Source organism: Streptomyces sp. NBC_00388 (assembly GCF_036061255.1).
Lineage (GTDB): Bacteria > Actinomycetota > Actinomycetes > Streptomycetales > Streptomycetaceae > Streptomyces.
Genome location: NZ_CP107948.1, coordinates 3216420 through 3233184, shown reverse-complemented (window position 1 = coordinate 3233184; position 16765 = coordinate 3216420). Strand labels below are relative to the sequence as shown.

General features: G+C 71.0%; 11 protein-coding genes. 4 read left to right on the top strand and 7 right to left on the bottom strand.

The window, feature by feature from the left end:
- Positions 1 to 172: 172 nt before the first annotated feature.
- Together OG917_RS14565 and OG917_RS14560 are read right to left on the bottom strand one after the other, a co-directional pair.
- The gene (locus OG917_RS14565) at positions 173 to 1030 is read right to left on the bottom strand and encodes a helix-turn-helix domain-containing protein (protein ID WP_328318025.1); all 858 of its coding nucleotides are present in this window, start codon (positions 1028 to 1030) and stop codon (positions 173 to 175) included.
- A gap of 257 nt (positions 1031 to 1287) precedes the next feature.
- Positions 1288 to 2001: a GOLPH3/VPS74 family protein gene (locus tag OG917_RS14560; RefSeq protein ID WP_328318024.1), complete on the bottom strand. Its 714-nt coding sequence runs from the start codon at positions 1999 to 2001 to the stop codon at positions 1288 to 1290.
- Between the two features lie 313 nt (positions 2002 to 2314).
- On the opposite strand from OG917_RS14560, the gene OG917_RS14555 reads away from it, so the two are divergent.
- On the top strand, positions 2315 to 4816 hold the full coding sequence (locus OG917_RS14555) for a D-alanyl-D-alanine carboxypeptidase (protein ID WP_328318023.1): 2502 nt from the start codon (positions 2315 to 2317) through the stop codon (positions 4814 to 4816).
- Between the two features lie 147 nt (positions 4817 to 4963).
- Entirely contained in the window at positions 4964 to 6832 is a 1869-nt protein-coding gene (locus tag OG917_RS14550; RefSeq protein WP_443058957.1) for an MFS transporter, read from the top strand.
- 67 nt (positions 6833 to 6899) lie between these two features.
- Here the strand turns inward: OG917_RS14550 and OG917_RS14545 are convergent, their stop codons facing one another.
- From OG917_RS14545 to OG917_RS14525, 5 genes are all read right to left on the bottom strand, one after another.
- The gene (locus tag OG917_RS14545; RefSeq protein ID WP_328318022.1) at positions 6900 to 7988 is read right to left on the bottom strand and encodes a C40 family peptidase; all 1089 of its coding nucleotides are present in this window, start codon (positions 7986 to 7988) and stop codon (positions 6900 to 6902) included.
- A 9-nt stretch (positions 7989 to 7997) separates the two neighbouring features.
- The gene (locus OG917_RS14540; RefSeq protein WP_073738471.1) at positions 7998 to 8480 is read right to left on the bottom strand and encodes a poly-gamma-glutamate biosynthesis protein PgsC/CapC; all 483 of its coding nucleotides are present in this window, start codon (positions 8478 to 8480) and stop codon (positions 7998 to 8000) included.
- Positions 8477 to 9988, bottom strand: a complete 1512-nt coding sequence (gene pgsB / locus OG917_RS14535; RefSeq protein ID WP_328318021.1) for a poly-gamma-glutamate synthase PgsB — start codon at positions 9986 to 9988, stop codon at positions 8477 to 8479. The genes OG917_RS14540 and pgsB overlap by 4 nt, the downstream gene beginning before the upstream one ends.
- Positions 9989 to 9994: 6 nt before the next feature.
- Positions 9995 to 12301 carry a cache domain-containing protein gene (locus tag OG917_RS14530; protein WP_328318020.1) on the bottom strand — a complete coding sequence of 769 codons (2307 nt, stop codon included), beginning with the start codon at positions 12299 to 12301 and terminating at the stop codon, positions 9995 to 9997.
- Positions 12302 to 12605: 304 nt separating this feature from the next.
- On the bottom strand, positions 12606 to 13823 hold the full coding sequence (locus tag OG917_RS14525; protein WP_443058956.1) for a CapA family protein: 1218 nt from the start codon (positions 13821 to 13823) through the stop codon (positions 12606 to 12608).
- A gap of 77 nt (positions 13824 to 13900) precedes the next feature.
- Between OG917_RS14525 and OG917_RS14520 the strand changes: the two genes are divergently transcribed.
- Both OG917_RS14520 and OG917_RS14515 read left to right on the top strand, forming a co-directional pair.
- Positions 13901 to 15028, top strand: coding sequence for a hypothetical protein (locus OG917_RS14520; RefSeq protein WP_328318019.1), 1128 nt, complete (start codon positions 13901 to 13903; stop codon positions 15026 to 15028).
- Between the two features lie 149 nt (positions 15029 to 15177).
- Positions 15178 to 16605, top strand: coding sequence for an MATE family efflux transporter (locus OG917_RS14515; protein ID WP_328318018.1), 1428 nt, complete (start codon positions 15178 to 15180; stop codon positions 16603 to 16605).
- The last annotated feature ends 160 nt before the right edge of the window (positions 16606 to 16765 follow it).

Here is a 16765-nt window from a genome sequence, read left to right as displayed (position 1 = left end):
GGTCGTGTACGCCAACGTTCTCGATGGCGTGATCGACGCTACTCGCGAACTCTTATGTCTGAGGCGGCCGTTCACTCGACCGGATGGCTTATAGCGGTTCGGTCTTCCGCTCCGGGGCGGCTGGGGTGTACCGTGCCGACCTCGATGTCGGGAATCGGACATACTCGTCTATTCAGCGCGCATAGCCCTTTGCGATATCCATGATGAACTGCCGCGTCTGATCCACGTTGAGGGCCTGCGCACGCAAGTGCTCGTACATCACGCTGTACTTCTGCACATCGTGCGCTTTCTCCAGATACAGGTCGCTGGTGACGCCCTCGATGTAGACCACGCTGGAATCGGCGGTGTCCGGGAATTCCAGAATTGCGTACTGGCCGTTGATGCCCGGGTGTGCGCCCACCGAGAACGGCAGTGCCTGCACGGTGACATGGGGAAGCTGGGACAGCTCGACGAGGTGTTCCAGCTGGGCGATCATCAGCTGCCTGTCACCGATCACCCGGCGCAGCGCCGACTCGTCGATCACGACCCAGAGGCGGAGCGGTGACTCGTCCGCGCTCACCCGCTCCTGGCGGCGCAGCCGGACCTGGACCCGCTTCTCGATGTCGGTCACCGCGGTCTCCGGCAGCGCTCCGGCGATCAGGGCCTCGGCGTACTGCCGGGTCTGCAGCAGTCCGGGGACGACCTGCGGGTCGTACACGCGCAGGCTGGCCGCGTCGGTCTCCAGACCGATGTAGACGCTGTACGGGATGTCGCCGAAGGCGTGCCACCAGCCCTGCTGGCGCGAGTCCTTGGCCATCTGCATCAGGGAGTCGACGATGCGGTGGTCCTCGACCTCGTACACACCGCAGAGATCACGGACATCGCGCTGGCTGATGGAGCGGCGGCCGTTCTCCAGGCGGCTGATCTTCGACTGGGAGACGAGCAGGCGCTCGGCGACCTCTTCGGCCGTCATGCCCTTGAGTTCACGGAGCCTGCGGAGCTCCTGGCCGAGCCGGCGCCGCCTGACAGTGGGATTGACGTTGGACGCCACGGGAACTGCACCTCCGGCTTTGACGTACTGAGCCCTACCGAGATGTGCCGGTAGGTCTTACTGCTCAGCAGATTGCCATCAATGCGACACGCTGCGCTGGCAAATGGCCAGAGAGTGAGGGCGCGGGGCCGGCGATATGCCGGCCCCGCGCGCTCGTACTGCGGCTCCCGAACCGGGTCTTGGGGACATCGGTGCGGCGGTTCTGGAGCTGCGCTCGTCCATCGTGCTGAGGCTGAGCTCACCCATTGCGGCTGGGCTCAGTGCGCCGCCACGCGGGCCATGGGCCCGTGGTGCGACTGCATCGGCGCGGCATTGCCCGGTGCCGGTGCGGCACGGCGCGGCTGTACCGCCGCGCCGTTCTGGACGTCCATGACCGCGTGGGCCACGAGACCGCCCATGGGGTCGTGTCTGATCAGATCCCTGAGACGGGAGCGCGATGAACGCCCCTCGTTGCCGGGATAGAGGTGCTTGCCGAGTCCCACTGCGTGAGCGAGCGCGGCGAGCGCCGCGGTCCGCGGGTCCGGCGGTACGCCGGTGCGGATCGCACTGTCCAGCCGGGCTCGGATGTCCCGGCTGATTGCTGTCTCCGTCGCCTGGTAGCGAGTCGTCGGCAGCACTCCGCACATCTGGCCCGCCACGGCATGCACCATGCCGCACCGCTCCAGATGAGCGAGGTAAATCTGACGGAGCCCCAGCCGGGGCCCGCCGATCCAGTGGACTGCCCGGACCGGGCTGCCGCGCCTGCGCAGCAGTTCCAGTGCGGAGTCCAGTGTCGGATCTCCTGTCGGCCGTGCCATCACCACGGCGATACGATCCCCGTCCGGGGCTATCCGTCCTGCCAGAGCCAGCTCCACTAGCTGGGCTCCGGCCAGGCCGAGGTCGAGCGACTGCGGCTGCGCTGTGGTACCCGTGGTCGGGTCCAGAGCGAGCAGTAGAAGCTCTTCCGGAATCGTTCTGCGGCTCCTGCCCATCCATGCCTCCCCGCGTGGATGAGTGACAGGGTGACCCCTCTCACATTGGTCTGTCGAGAGTGCCTGGGTGTTTTGTACGTGAATCTAGACGTATGTCGTTCTTGTTCAGTGCAGCGGTTAAGCGCCCACACAGGACACTGGTAGATGGTTCGGACAGGCGGGATAACCCGCGCGGCGTATCCAGGAGGCATCGGTGGCGGGCGAGTCCCCCGACAGGTCGGAGCAGCGGAAGTCGTCAGAGGGGACGACTCCCGGTACGGGTGATCCGAGGCTTGCGGTCTTCCGCTCTGTGCCGGATCCGGAAGCAGGCGCGGTGTCCGGGTCGCAGTCGGGCGACGCCCGGTTGCGTGAGGCGGTGGCGGCCTGGGTCGCGGGCGCGGACGATGCGGCGGACGCGCCGGGCGGCTCCGGCGGGGAGAGCGCGCCGGACGCATCGGAGACCCGCGTCATGCCCGTGTTGCCCGCCGACGCGCCCGAAGCGGGCAGCGAGGCGGCCGGAACGGGCAAGGACGACCCGCGGTCGGACGGGGAACCGGCGGACGAGGGCGCTCAGGGCGCTTCCGCGGCCGTGACGGCCTCCGGAGTACCCGGGGACGCCCCGAAGGGCGCGGAGGCGCGTACGGACGCCTCAGGGGCCCCGGATGCCCCGGCTGGGACGGACGGCGAAGCGGAGGCCGGTGCGGCCGGCGCGAAGCCGGACACTCAGGCTGACGACGTGTCCGACGCCCAGGCCGACGACGAGTCCGACGCCGAGGCCGGGTCGGGCCCGGTTTCCGGCGTGGACGCGGACGACGCCGGAGCGCAGGCCGGTACTCCCGGTGCGAAGCCGGACCCGGACGCCGACGCCGGCGACGTGCCCGACGACACGCCCGAGACTGCTTCCGGCATCGCAGCTGCAAAGGTCACCCGGCCGGCGGCTCGGGAGAGCGGCGCGAAGACTGCCGCGAAGGATGAGGCCGCGAGCAAGGCTGCCCCGAAGGCCGACGCCCAGGCGGATGACGCGGCTGACGACGTGGCCGACGGCAAGGCCGGTACGACGACCGGCGCAACGACCGGCGCAACGACCGGCGCAGCGTCCGACGCGACCACCGAGGGCGCAGCGGACCCCAAGAGCGACACCAAGGCCGAGCTCAAGAGCGACCCCAAGAGTGACGCCAAGGCCGACCCCAAGACCGACCCCAAGACCGACCCCGAGAGCGATGCCGGTGCGGAAGGCGCGGCCGGCGGGAAGGGCGACGCGAAGGCCGGGCCGGCTGCGGACGGGGGAGCCGTCGATCAGCCGACCGGTGTATTCCGGGTGCCGTCCCGTCCGGTGGTCGACCAGCCCACCACCACGCTCAAGCGCAGCACCTTCGTGCCGCTGCGGCCCGACGACGTACCCGGCGAGCGCAGGAAGCCGACGCCCGCGACGTTCCCGTCACCGGCCAAACCGCCCGCCGCGGTCCCCGCCGCGAGCGGTGCCGCCGCGGCCGGCGGAGCCGGAGGAGCCCAGCCGAACATCGTCGAGCCCACCAGGCAGCAGCCGCTGCCGCCCAAGCCGCCGCTCGACCTGCTCGCCGAGCTGACCAACAGGCCCGCCCCGGCGGAGACGCCGACGCGCACTGTCGTACGGCGGTTCAAGATCTGGACACCGCTGGTCGCCCTGCTGGTGATCATCTTTGCAGCCGTACAGGCTTTCCGGCCGCTGCCTGACCCGAGTCTGACCTTGACCGCGGCGCCGTCGTACTCCTTCGGCGGCTCCAAGGTCTCGCTGCCCTGGCCGAACGAGGGGCAGGGGCAGATCTCGGTGGCCGGGCTCGGCACCGTGGACGGGTTCGGTGAGGAGAAGCCCGTACCGATCGCCAGCATGGCCAAGTCGATGACCGCGTACCTGATCATGCAGGCCCACCCCATGAAGCCCGGCGCGAAGGGTGCCTCGATTCCCGTCGACGCCACGGCGGAGAAGGAGGGCGGCTACGACAAGACCGGTAATGAGTCGACGCTGAACACCATCAAGAAGGGCGACGTCCTCTCCGAGAAGGACGCCCTCAGCGCGATCATGATCCCGTCGGCGAACAACGTCGCGCGGCTGCTGGCCCGGTGGGACTCCGGTTCGGAGGCGGCCTTCGTGAAGAAGATGAACGACGCCGCCGAGAAGCTCGGGATGACACACACGAAGTACACCGACCCCTCGGGTCTGACCGCCTCCACGGTCAGCACCGCCGCCGACCAGGTGAAGCTTGGCCAGGAGCTCGTGAAGATGACGGCGCTGATGGACATCACGAAGCTGCCGAGCTGGACCGACCCGTCGGGCAAGACCTGGAACAACTTCAACCGGCTGGTCCCCTACAACAACACGCTCGGCATCAAGACCGGTTCCACCACCAACGCCGGCGCCAGCCTGCTCTTCGCCGCGAAGCAGCAGGTCGGCGGCACGACGCAGTACATCGTCGGAGCGATCCTCTCGCAGCACAAGACGCCGATCATCGACACGGTGAACGCGGTGAGCAAGACGGCGCTCCTCGCCACGCAGTCCGCGCTGACGTCACGGAACGTGGTGAAGAAGGGGCAGGTCGTCGGGTATGTCGACGACGGGCTCGGCGGACGGACCCCCGTCGTCGCCACCAAGAACTTCGAGGCCGCCGGCTGGGCCGGCCTGAAGGTCGACATCAAGATCGGTTCCGGCAGCAGCACGATCCCGCACACGGCGAAGGCCGGAACGGTCGTCGGTCAGCTGACGGTCGGCTCCGGTCCCGGCAAGGTGACGGCCCCGGTCGCGCTCCAGAAGGACCTCGCCGAGCCCGGCTTCGGATCGAAGCTGACCCGCGTCGGCTGAGCCCCTGGCCGGGCATCCGCGTGAGCAACAGGGCTGCCCCCGCCGGTCTCCACGACCGGCGGGGGCAGCCCGTTTCGTACGTGTTAGCGTCGCTGGGCAACTCTGGGCGCGGGGACTGCGTCCTCCTTCGCAGGAGAGCGAGCCTTGGTGACCACTGCAGATCCGATACGTGAAGAAGGCAGAGAGAGCCCCCGTGCCGGGGGCCGCACCGGCCTGCTCACACGGTCCGGCGGCCCGGAGCAGCGGCCCTCGGACCGGATGCCGTGGTCCTGGCCGGCCGCCCACCCCGTCGTCACCGCGACCGCCGTCGCCGCCGTCACCCACATCCTCTGGTTCCTCTTCTTCGCCAACAGCGGCGGCGACCTCGCGGCGCAGGACGCCTGGGCCGAGTTCGTCGGCCGCCACCCGGCCTCCGCGTACAACCTCGCCTGGTACGGCGGGATGCACCCCGTCTCGTACAGCGTGGTCTCGCCGTATCTGATGTCCGTGCTCGGTGTCCGTTCGACGATGATGATCGCCGGTACGGTCTCGGCCGCGCTGACCGCGCTGATCCTCGTCCGGCTGCGCGCGGTCCGCAATCCGCTGCTGTGCGCGCTCGCGGCGGACTTCGCGTTCCTCTGCAACGCGCTGTCCGGACGGGTCACGTTCGGGCTCGGCACGATGTTCGCGGTGGGCGCCGTGGCCGCCGTCTTCTGCTGGCCGCGCCGCTGGCGCGAGCGCCGCTGGGCGAAGGCCTGGGTCGCCGCCCCGCTCGCCGGGATCGCGACCGCGAGCAGCCCGGTGGCCGGGCTCTTCCTGGGTGTGATCGCCGCAGCCCTGTTCCTCAACAAGCGGCGGCCCGGCGCCTACGCGGTGGGGCTCGCACCGGTCGTCGTGGTCGCGCTGTCCGCGTGGCTGTTCCCGTTCTCCGGCACCCAGCCGATGTCGGTCGGGACGGCTTCGCTCCCCTTCGTCTACGGGGTGTTCGTTTTCTTCCTGGTCCCCAGGGAGTGGCGGACGGTCCGCACCGGCGCGGCCGTCTACGCGCTGGGTGTTGTCCTGACCTGGCTGATCGACTCGCAGATCGGGTCGAACGTCTCCCGTCTGCCGATGATCTTCGCCGGGGTGGTGCTGCTCGCGGCGCTGCCGTACACGGTGCCGAAGTCACGCAAGTGGTACGCGGTGGTCATCGCCTTCGCCGGGCTCAATGTGTGGATCGGCTTCAAGGGCGTCGACGATGTGGTGCGTACCGCCCCCGCCGCCTCCTGGACCCGGGAGCTGGCACCACTGGTCAACGAGCTCCAGAAGCACGGCGCGGCCAGGGGCCGGGTCGAGGTCGTCCCCGCCAAGAGCCACCGGGAGGCCTCCGCGCTCTCCCCGTACGTCAATCTCGCCCGCGGCTGGAACCGCCAGGCCGACATGGAGCGCAACCCGCTCTTCTACGACGACACGCTCGACTCCGTCAGCTATCGCGCGTGGCTGTCGCGCTGGGCGGTGCGGTACGTCGTCCTGCCCACCGGCGCGCCGGACACCGGGGCAGGCCAGGAGGAGAAGCTGGTCCAGGACGGGCTGCCGTATCTCAAGCGGCTCTGGGGCGACGACAACTGGCAGCTGTTCGCTGTCGACCGGCCCACACCGATGGCCGATCCGCCGGGCACCGTGGAACGCGCGGAGGAGGGCGAGCTGACCGTCCGGGTCCGGAAGCAGGGCCGGGTGCTGATCAGGATCCCGTACTCGCCGTGGCTGGGTCTGGTCGACGGCGAGGGCAAGAGCGTCGAGCCGCCGCAGGAGACCGAGGCCTCCAAGGGGCGCGACGAGGGCGAGCCGAGGGTCTTCTCCAACACGCACGGCTGCCTGGTGAAGACGGACAAGGACGCGGACGGCGACGAGTGGACGGAGCTGCTCGCCCCGAAGGCCGGTGTCTACCACCTCGCCTCGCCCTACCGGCTGCCGCGCGGGACGCCGTGCCCGGACGAGCTGAAGGACACGCTTCCCGCGGGCGGACCGGACCAGCGGCCGGCCCCGGCCCAGCCCTGAGGCAGACCGGGCCCGGCGCCCGGCCCTGCCCCGGCGCCGGATCCGGCGGCGCCGGATCCGTCCGGTGTCAGATCCGCTTGGCGCTCCGCAGCGTCGCCGCGTAGTACCCGTTGCCGTCGAGGCGGGAGGTGCCGCCCTTGTCGCCGATGGTGGGGCCGTTCACCTCTTCGCGGCTGGAGACGAAGATCAGGTGGCCGTCCGTGTCGTGGCCCATGTACATGCCGACGTGGTCGAGCCGCTGCCCTGTCCGCTGGTCGAGCTTGAAGAAGACCAGGTCACCGGGTTGCAGGACGTCGATCGAGGTCGGCCGGTCCGCCGGGGTGATGCCCTTGAGCGGGAGGACGTCGGAGCCCAGCTTCGAGCGGGCGATGCCGTTCGCGGTGCGGGGCAGGCCGTCGCCCTGGCCGTCCAGCGGGGCCAGCGGGTAGCGCGCCCGGTAGCCGAAGATCGTCCGCATGAACCCGGAGCAGTCGATCGACCGGTAACGCGCCTTCTGCGGCTGGCGGGTGACCCCGTTGCGGAAGGTGTACGGGATGCCGAGGTAGTCGAAGAAGTCCGACTGTTCGAGGCGCAGGTCGTTGCCCTCACTGCCCACGGGGTTGATCGGCCCGAAGCTCGCGTCGCCCGCGTAGGAGACGCCCTCGTCGTCCTTCTTGACCGGCGCCCCCTCGACGTACTGGAAGGCGAACGCGAAGAGGTCGTCCTCCTCGCTGCCGTAGTACTTCTTGAACCAGTCCTGGAACCACTGCTGCTTCTCGGCGCCCTTCTTCCACTTCTCGGGCATCAGCCGTACCCAGCTCTCGGTGACCACCCGGGACTTGGTGTTGGCGGGCTCGGCGAAGGTACGGGAGGGGCCGGTGAGCGTGGCGGTACGGGCGTTGTCGGTGAAGGTGGCGAGCACCTTGCCCGCGGCGTCGCGCAGGACGGTGCGGGCGGGCGAGTTCAGCCGTTCCCAGGTCTTGCCCGCCTTCAGCGAGTCGCCCGCCGTCCGCAGCCCCGGCTTGTCGGTGACGGCCTGCACGGTGGGCGCCTTGGCCTGTTCGTCCTTGCGCAGCTCCACCGTGAAGTAGGCACTGGCCGCGAGCAGCGCGAGGACGGCGGTGGCGTGCAGGACCTGGCGGCTGCGCTTCGACTGCTTGGTACGCGGAGCGGTCATGGGATCACCTCAGGCAGACGGGAGGGCGCCGAGCAGGATGCCGGCGGTGAGGACGACGTAGGCGAGGAGCGAGACCGAGCCGGTGGCCAGCAGCGTCGCCCCCTTCGGCTGGCGGACCAGCTGGTAGGCGATGAGGCCCGGCACGATGAAGCCGAGCGTCTGGTTGGCGTACATCAGGGGGAACTCCACCTGGAGCACGATCATCACCGTCGCCTGGAGGATCACCCCGGTCAGGACCACGGCCGAGAAGAGCCGCTTGCCGTAGAGGATGACGACCTTCTGCAGCAACAGCACCGAGACGTAGGTGAGGACGGTGACCCCGACGACCATCGCGGCGCGCTGCAGGTCCTCGACGAGGGTCAGCGCCAGCCAGCCGGGCGTGATCATGCCGCCCGGCGAGAGGTTGGTCGTCAGATAGCAGACCAGGGAGAACATCAGGCCCAGCGCGATGCCGATGGCGGCGATCTCGGGCGTCAGGACGGTGGGGATCAACGGGGGTCTCCTGCGCTGTTCTGCCGGTTCTGCTGGTACGGGTCGTGCGACGGGTCCGGGTAGGCCTGTTCCGGGTGTGCGTGCTCCGGGGACGCCTGGTGCGGGTGGACGGCGGGCTCGAACATGCCGCGTGGCTGCGGCTGTTGCTCGTCCTGCTGGTACGACTGGTGATGCGGCTGGTAGCGGTTCTCGTACGCCTCCGGATAGGGCGCGTACGGATCCAGATGCGGCCGGTACTGCTGGAGCCCGAGCGTCTCGTCGTGCCGCGGGTGGTGCGGGTGCTGCGGGCCGCGCTGCTCCGGTACGGCGGGCTCCGTGTCCGGGGTCTCGTCGGGCGGGAGCTCGGCGAGGTGCTCCAGGAGCAGTTCGCCCTGGCCGTGGATGTTGCCGATGGCGATCAGCGAGGAGTCGGGGCCGAGCTGACCCAGCAGCGCGCCCATGAACTCCTCCGGGTCGCGTCGGTCACCGCCGAGGTCCACCGCACGGTCGCGCCACTCGGCGGGTATCGCGTCGATGGCACTCTTCGCGGGGTGGCCGATGACGAAGACCTTGTCGGGCTGGAGATCGGGGATGATCTCGCCCATCTGGCCATTGCGCTCGACCCGGTCGGGACGGCAGTTGATCACGACGTGCAGCGGGCGGTGCACGGCGCCCAGGTCGAGCAGCTGGTTGACGTTCATCAGCGTCGACTCGGGGTCGTTGGCCGCGAAGACGTTGGCGAACCTGAGCTTCTTGCCCTCGGGCGTCACATACCGCTCGACGGAGAGGACACCCGGGTCCGGCGGAGCGTCGTACATCCCCTTCAGTGCCGTCTCCCTCTCCACGCCCAGGAGCTCGGCGACCTTCAGCGCGATGGCCACGTTCTCCTTGAACGTGAACCAGCTGAAGCCGCGCAGCTCCTCGTCGCTGACCGTCTCCGGATCGGCGTACACCAGCTCGCAGTTCCGGGCGTCGGCCTCCTCCTGGAGGATCGCGAACCGGTCGACCTCGGCGGTGACACAGATACCGTCCTCCGGCATGGAGCGGCAGAGCGAGCGCGCCACGTCGTCCAGGGTCGGGCCCATCTCGGCCAGGTGGTCCTCGCGGACGTTGCAGAGCACGCCGATCGTGGAGCGGATCAGCTTGGACTGGTTGATCTCCTGGAGCGCGGGCATCACCGCCATGCACTCGATGACCAGCGCCTGCGGGTCGTAGGAGGCGGCGCGGCGCACGATGCCGATCTGCTCGACCACGTTCGCCAGGCCGAATTTCCGGTAGACCGGTTCCTCGGTGGCGTCGGGGTGGATGAAGCGGGCCGCGGTGCCCGTGGTCTTGGCGACGGTCACCAGGTCCCCGCCGCGCAGTGCGCCCGCGCAGAGCCGGGTGATGGAGGACTTGCCGCGGATGCCGTTCACCAGGACCCGGGCGGGGATGCGCTCCAGGTTGATGAAGTGGCGGCGCTGCTCGACGATGCCCGCAACCAGCAGGATCGCGCAGCAGACCACCAGCACGGTGTAGAGGAACAGCACGTCCGGTCAGGTCCTTTCGGCGTGGGTCGCGGGCGCCGCGGGCGCGTTGTCGCGCTTCGGCTGCGCCGGGAGCTGCTGGCGTACGAGCTCCAGCGAGCGGGTGACGGCGCCGACCTCGTCGTGGTGGCGGGGGTACAGGACCGTGCGGCGGTCTCCGTCGGCGAGGGCCTCGGCCTGGTCGGCGAGCGCCCGCAGCGGGCGTACGACGACGATGTGCAGCCAGCCGAGGCAGGCGGCGACGGCCGCCATGCCGAGCAGCCCGCCGAGCACGGTGAGGTTCTGCCTGCGGTACTCGGGGATGGCCAGGGAGCGTGCCGGCTGCTGGCTGACCACGGTCCATCCGAGGGTCTTGGCCGCTCCGCCGCCGACGAAGGGCGCGGCTGCCGCGATCTGCACGCTGCCGCCGTCGCGGTAGAGGATGCCGCTGGGGTGCGGGCTCATGCCGGTCTTCTGGTTGGTGCCCGCGACGAGCGTCCTGAGGCGTTCCCCCTTGAGCGGGTGGAAGGCCTGGTAGCCGGTGTTCCCGGCGATGAGCCGCTGGTCGGCGTCGACGACGCGGACCTCACCCAGCCCCGGCCGCTTCAGCAGAGCGTTCAGGAACTCGATGTGGAACTCCCCGACCACGGTGGAGCCGTTGCGGCCGGGGATCCCGGCGTAACCGACGATGACCGGCTTCTTGCCCGACTGGTTGAGCACGCGGATCAGATGGCCCGCCTTCGCCCGGCTCACCGGCTGGTGGGGGGTGTCCCCGGCGTGGGCGACGACCTTGCCCGACGGATCGACGACATACAGCGACTGGTACCGGTCGTGCTCCAGGCGGGTGCGTTCCAGGACCTTGCCCATGTCGGCGGGGGTGGCGTCGCTGCCGATCAGGGTGGCCACCGACAGCAGGTCGGCCTGGCCTTCGTTGAGGGCGCGGCGCACCCGGTCGGTGAGTGTGTCGGTGCGCTCACGCTGGTCGTTGACGAGCTGCTGCGGTACGACGGCGGTGTCGTCGGCGCGGTTGAGGAGCAGCATCATCGGGGCGCACCAGACGAGCAGCAGGGCGCCGCAGATCAGGAGGAGACCGCGGCTGCCGAAGCCGCCGATGCGGGCGATCCGGCCGCGCGGCGGGGCACCGGTCGCCCCGGCCGGCTCACCGAGCAGCTGTCGGCGGAGCCGCTCCAGTGCGCGTCCGATCCTTGCGGCCTCCCCGGCCGAGGGGGAGTTGACGGGCCGGGTCAGGTCGCCGCGGGTCAGTCTCCGGCTCTCCAGGAAGAGCCGGATCAGTGGCCGCTGGACGGTGCCGAGCAGCAGCGCGACCGCGAGGGCCCCGATGACGACCAGGGCGCCGGCCGCGATGAGACCGAAGAGCGGCCCGGCGACGGCGGTCGGATTCTCGGAGACCGGGACCATGGCCACGACGCTGAGTCCGAGGCCGGTGGCGATGGTCGGCTCACCGGGCTGCGGGCCGGCGAGCGAGGCGTACCCGGCGATGCTGCGGTCGCCCGAGTGCACGGCGCCGACCAGGCTGCCGCTGACACCGGGGAAGCCGCCGGAGCCGGGCTCGCGGGCGGAGATGGGATTCCGGCGGACCTTGACCGACGCCGTCTTCGCGAAGCTCTTCAGCTGCTTGTCGGCGCGCTGGGCGTCGGCGCGCTGGGTGGCGGTGCGGACCTGCTCGGGCTCGGGAATGCCGTCGCTGGAGAGGATCTCCGCGTCGGAGTCGATGACGGCGATGGAGCGGAACTGTCCCAGGCTGATACCGGGGAAGCGCAGATTGCTGGAGGCGACCAGGAGTTGCTGCGGGACGCCGGGCCACGACAGCAGGGCGAAGGAGAGCAGCCGCGTCTCACCGTTGGCGAGCCGGACCATGCGGGGGCTCAGGCCGTCCTTGGTGCTGAGCTTCGCGGTGTCGACGGCGCTGAGGGGGACGTTCTCGCCGCGGGCCGCCAGCAGTTTGCCGGACGAGATCTGGACGACGGCCGTGCCGGTCCACTTCTGGTAGACGCTGCTGACCTTGTCGAGCACCGCGTCGGGCGAGGCGGGCGCACCGGCGTCGAAGAGGCTCGCGGTCCGGCTCAGGTCGGTGAAGCTCTCGTCGATCGAGGCGCGCAGGGCGATGGCACCGTCCTCGGCGAACTGCTGCTGCGAGGTCAGTACGGCGTCGGCCACGGGATCCTGGACCGTGCGCCCGAGATTCAGGGCCGTGATCCCGGCGAGGGAGAGCAGCAGGACCGAGAGGACCGCGATAGGGGGTCGTATGCCACCCAGCAGCGACATGTCGGCCCGGCGGCGGACCTTGTGTCGCCGCTTCGCAGGCGAGGCGGCCATGAGCGTTCCCTTTCTGGCGCCTTCGCGTCCGGTGCAGGTCCCCGTGCGGGACCTTCGTTCCGGGACGTCCGGCGTGGTGTGGTGGTGCAGGCGGTGCGGGCCGTGCCGAGGCACAGGTGATCGGAACAGCGCCCGCGGAAATGCATGACACGTTCGAATTGGGAACGGTTGTAGAGAAATCGGCGGGTGTGACCGAGGCCACGTGGCGGCCCGTGCGACCCGTCGGAGCGGTACGCCCGGACGCCGCCCCGGCGCCGCCTCCCGTTCACCGGGCGACGGCTGCCGTCCCGGCCGCGGCCGTGGCTCAGCCGGGCAGGTTCTCCAGCGGCTTCAACCCGTCCTGCGCGGCCCCGCGGTTGAGCATCGTGCCCTCGGTGCGCTCGTACGCCAGCCGGTAGCGGGCCTTCTCCTCCGCGGTGAGCTTCCCGTCGCTGCGCAGTGCCGCCGCCACATCGATGAGCCGGTGATCCTTCACGGCACCGGGCGCCGGCGGGTTCGCCGCGTCGGACATGGGCGGAATGGAGACGAGCGTCGGCACATACCGCGCCTCGACGTCCCATGTGCCGCCCCGCTTGCGGAACTCGAACCAGCCGATGATGCCCTCCTCGGTCAGACCGGTCGGCACCTCGTGGCGCGCGACCTGGTTGCCGAGGCCGTACGCGATCCAGGTCCCGTCGACCTTCTCCATCGGCTGGACCACATGGGCGTGGTGGCCGATGACCAGGTTGATACCGGTCTCCCGGGCGATCCGGCGGGCCAGCCCGATCTGCCCCGCGCTCGGCTCGGGGTGGTGCTCGCGGCCCCAGTGGATGCTGAGGATCACCACGTCGGCGCCGGCGGCGCGGGCGTGCTGCTCGGCCTTCTTGATCCGGTCGAAGTCCGTCTGGTTGGTGAGCCAGGGCTTGTCCGCGGGGATCTCGCGCCCGTTGAACCCGAAGGCGTACGAGATCTGCGCGACCTTGACGCCCTTCACATCCATGATCAGCGGCTTGTCGGCCTCGGCGCGGCTGCGCGCCGAACCGGTGTGCTTCAGCCCGGCCTTGTCGAGCGCGTCGAGTGTGCGCTTCACGCCGGTCGCCCCGTGGTCGAGGGTGTGGTTCGACGCCGTGGAGCAGGTGTCGTAGCCGATCTTCTTGACCGCGGTGGTGATCTGCGGGGGGACCAGGAAGTCGGGGAAGCTGCGGAAGGGACCGTTGGGCTCGCCCACCACCGGCTCGAAGTGGCAGATCGCCAGATCGGCCCGGGAGATGACGGGCTGCACCCCGGCCATCAGCCGGTAGAAGTCGAGCCCCTTCTCCCCATCGGCCCTGGCGTCCTTGCGGGCCTGCTCGATGAGCGGCGGATGGATGAGGATGTCGCCGGCCGCGGCCACCGTGAAGGACTGGCCGTCACCCTTGGCCGGTGCGTCCGTTCCCGACGCGTCCGGGCCGCCGTCCAGGAGTGAGCACCCCACGGCGGCCAGCGCGAGGAGCGCCGCTGCCGCAGCGCGCGTTGTGAAGGGAACATAAGTACGTCGGGTCACCCGTGTATTTTTACTTGAATATGACGACTCCTTGGGCCGGTAAATCGGTGATTTTGGCAATATCGCTGGTCACGGCAGTGGTAGTGATTGCTGTGGTGCTCGTCACAGCGGGCGGGGGCGGGGATTCCGGTAAAGACCGGCCGCAGCGCGCCCGGCCCCCCGAGAGCGTCGACCTCGCCGCCCGGATCGACGAGTTCACCCACCAGGTGATCCGCCACAGCGCCTTCCGGCCCCCCACGGCCCTGGAGCGCCGCGCGGTCGCCGACGGTGTCGGCCTGTACCTGGACGGCCGTCGCACCGAGGCCGCCCGGCGCCTGGCCGAGGTCGACTTCGGTGTCTCCGCCTTCACCGACAGCGCCACCGGCCGCCCCTTCGCCGAGATCGCCGACCGGGCGCGGGAGTCCACCCGGGGGTGGGGCCGGATCTATATCGACCTGCCACGCGGCGGAGGCCATACGGCGTCGGGCAGCACGCCCGGGGCGTCCGGCGGGACATCCGGCGCCGCACGGCCTGCGGCCACCTGGTCCGTCCAGGTTCCGCACCCGGTCGCGGACGCCGACAGCGAGAAACTGGGCGTGGGCGCCTGGCGTGCCACACCCGGCGGGGTGCTGGTGATGGCGGGCGCCAACCGCAGAGCGGGCGAGAACGGCGCGGCCGATGTGGCCCACCGCCGCGACACCGTCTTCCACGCGGTCTGCGCCGAACTGGTCGACCACCGGCTGCCGGGCATCCAGGTGCACGGCTTCGCCGACTCCACCGAGCCCGACTACGACGTGATCGTCTCCACCGGCCGGGGCGACCACGGCCGCCTCTGGGGCGAGGGCCTGGCCGCGGCGCTGTCCCGGCGGGACTTCGAGGTCTGCCGGGTCTGGGTGCGCCGCTGCTCGCTCGAAGGCCGTACGAACGTACAGGGAAGGGAAGCCGCCGATGCCGGACTGCCCTTCCTGCACGTGGAGTTCAGCCGTACGGTGCGCGCGTCCCCGGCGCGGATCGCCCGCGCGGTACAGGCGATCGGAGAGGCGGCGGGGCTCGCGGGGCGGGCCGTCCGGGCAGGTGCCGCCGCGGTGCCGGACGTCAGTGCGTCCGCACCGGTGGTCGCGGCGGGCGGGCCGGTCGTCCCCGCCCGGATCGCCCGCGGCCCCCAGGACCGGCTCGTGGCCGGTCCCGGCGCAGGACACGACGGGCCGGGGCCGGATCACGCGTAGGGGGCCGGAGCGCGGTCAGGGGGCCGCACGGCGGTCAAGAGGCCGGATCGCGGTCAGGGCCGTCACCCGTGGGCGCCGGGCCGGGACGGGCGGCCCCCCGAGGGGAATTCCCCTGCCCGTGCCCGCGCCGGGTGGCAGGATCCCCTGGTGTGAGCAACGACCGCAGCGCGTTCATGACCATCGCGCGGACCGCGGCGCCGCTCTACGCGACCACCCTTGCCGCATCGGCGGGTTCGCTCGTCGACACGGTGCTGCTGGGGCGGCACGCGACGGCCTCACTGGCGGCGTTCGCGGTGGCCATCGCCGTCTTCGCGCCCGCGACCGCCACCGTGGCGGGTGCCCTGCGCGGGGTGATGCCGTTCATCACGCCCCACCGCGACGCCCCGGACGAACTGCTGCCCCTGGTGCGCGGCGGTATGTGGCTGGCGGTCGCGGTGGGCGGGGTGTGCGCGGCCGTGGTCGCAGCGGTGCCGCTCATCGCCGGACTCTGGGACGTGCAGCCCGCCGTGCTCCGGCAACTGGGGCTGCTGCCCTGGATGCTGGCGATCAGCGTGCTGCTCATCGCCGCCGGCGGTTCGGCCACCTCGGTCCTGGTCGCGCTGGGCCACTCCGCCCAGGTGATGCGCTCAGGTCTCGTGGGCACCGCGGTCTCCATCACGCTGTCGGTCCTGCTGGTCGGTGGCCCCGGTCCGCTCCCGAGTCGTGGACTCACGGGCGCGGGCGTGGCCATGCTCGCCTCCAGCCTGATCAGCACCGGCCTCAACCAACTGGCCCTGCGCCACCGGACGGTACTGGCGGGACGCCCGCTGTGGCCCGGCCGCCCGGACCCGCGGCGCGTGCTGCGGCTGGCCGCTGTGGGTATCCCGCTCGGCGGCACGGTCCTGGTGAAGTTCGCGGTCCTGGGCGTGCTGACCTTCGCGGCGGCCAGGATCAGTACGGACGCGGCGGCCGTGCACGGCGTCTCGGAATCGCTGGTGAACGTCATCTTCACGGCGGCGGTCGCGGTCGGCCAGTCCACGGTCCCGCTGATCGCCGACCACGCGGCGCGCCGCGATCTCGGCAGGGTCCGCGGCAGTGTGGCGGCGGGGGCCTGGGTGGCCCTGAGCGCCGTGGCCGTGCTGGGAGTCGCGCTGCTGGTGTTCCGCGCCCCCGTGATGGGCCTGTTCACCACGGACGACGCGCTCCACCACCGGGTGGCCGGACTGCTGCCCCTGGCCCTCGCGGTGGTGGCCGCGGACGCGCTGCAGGCGGTGGCGGGCTTCGCCCTGGTCGGCCTCAGGCGCACGGGCCCGAGTCTGGTGTCGACGGTGCTGTGGTTCGGGGCACTTGCCGCGCTGGCGGTGCCGGTGGCGGACACCTACGGCCTGACGGGCCTGTGGGCAGCGCTTGCGTGCGCGAACCTCCTGCAGGCCGGCACGAAGACGTACTCCTTCCTGCGCCACAGCCGCCTGATCGTGGGTGCGGAGGCGCCGGGCGGGACAGCGACCGGCATCGGGGCCAATGGTGTGGGTGCGGACGGTGACGTCGACGGTGCTGACGCCGGGACCGGGGACCGCGGCGCGGCGCGCCACGGCTGAGCATCCACTCCCGGCGCACCCCGCGGTGGTGCCGCACCCCGGCTGCTCCGTAGCCCGTACGGGTGGCCGGCGGCGGGTCCGCAGGACGCACCACGGCAGAGGGACAAGGCTGAGGGGATGGCCGAGAAGAGATCCGCATGGTGCTGAGACCTCCCCCGCA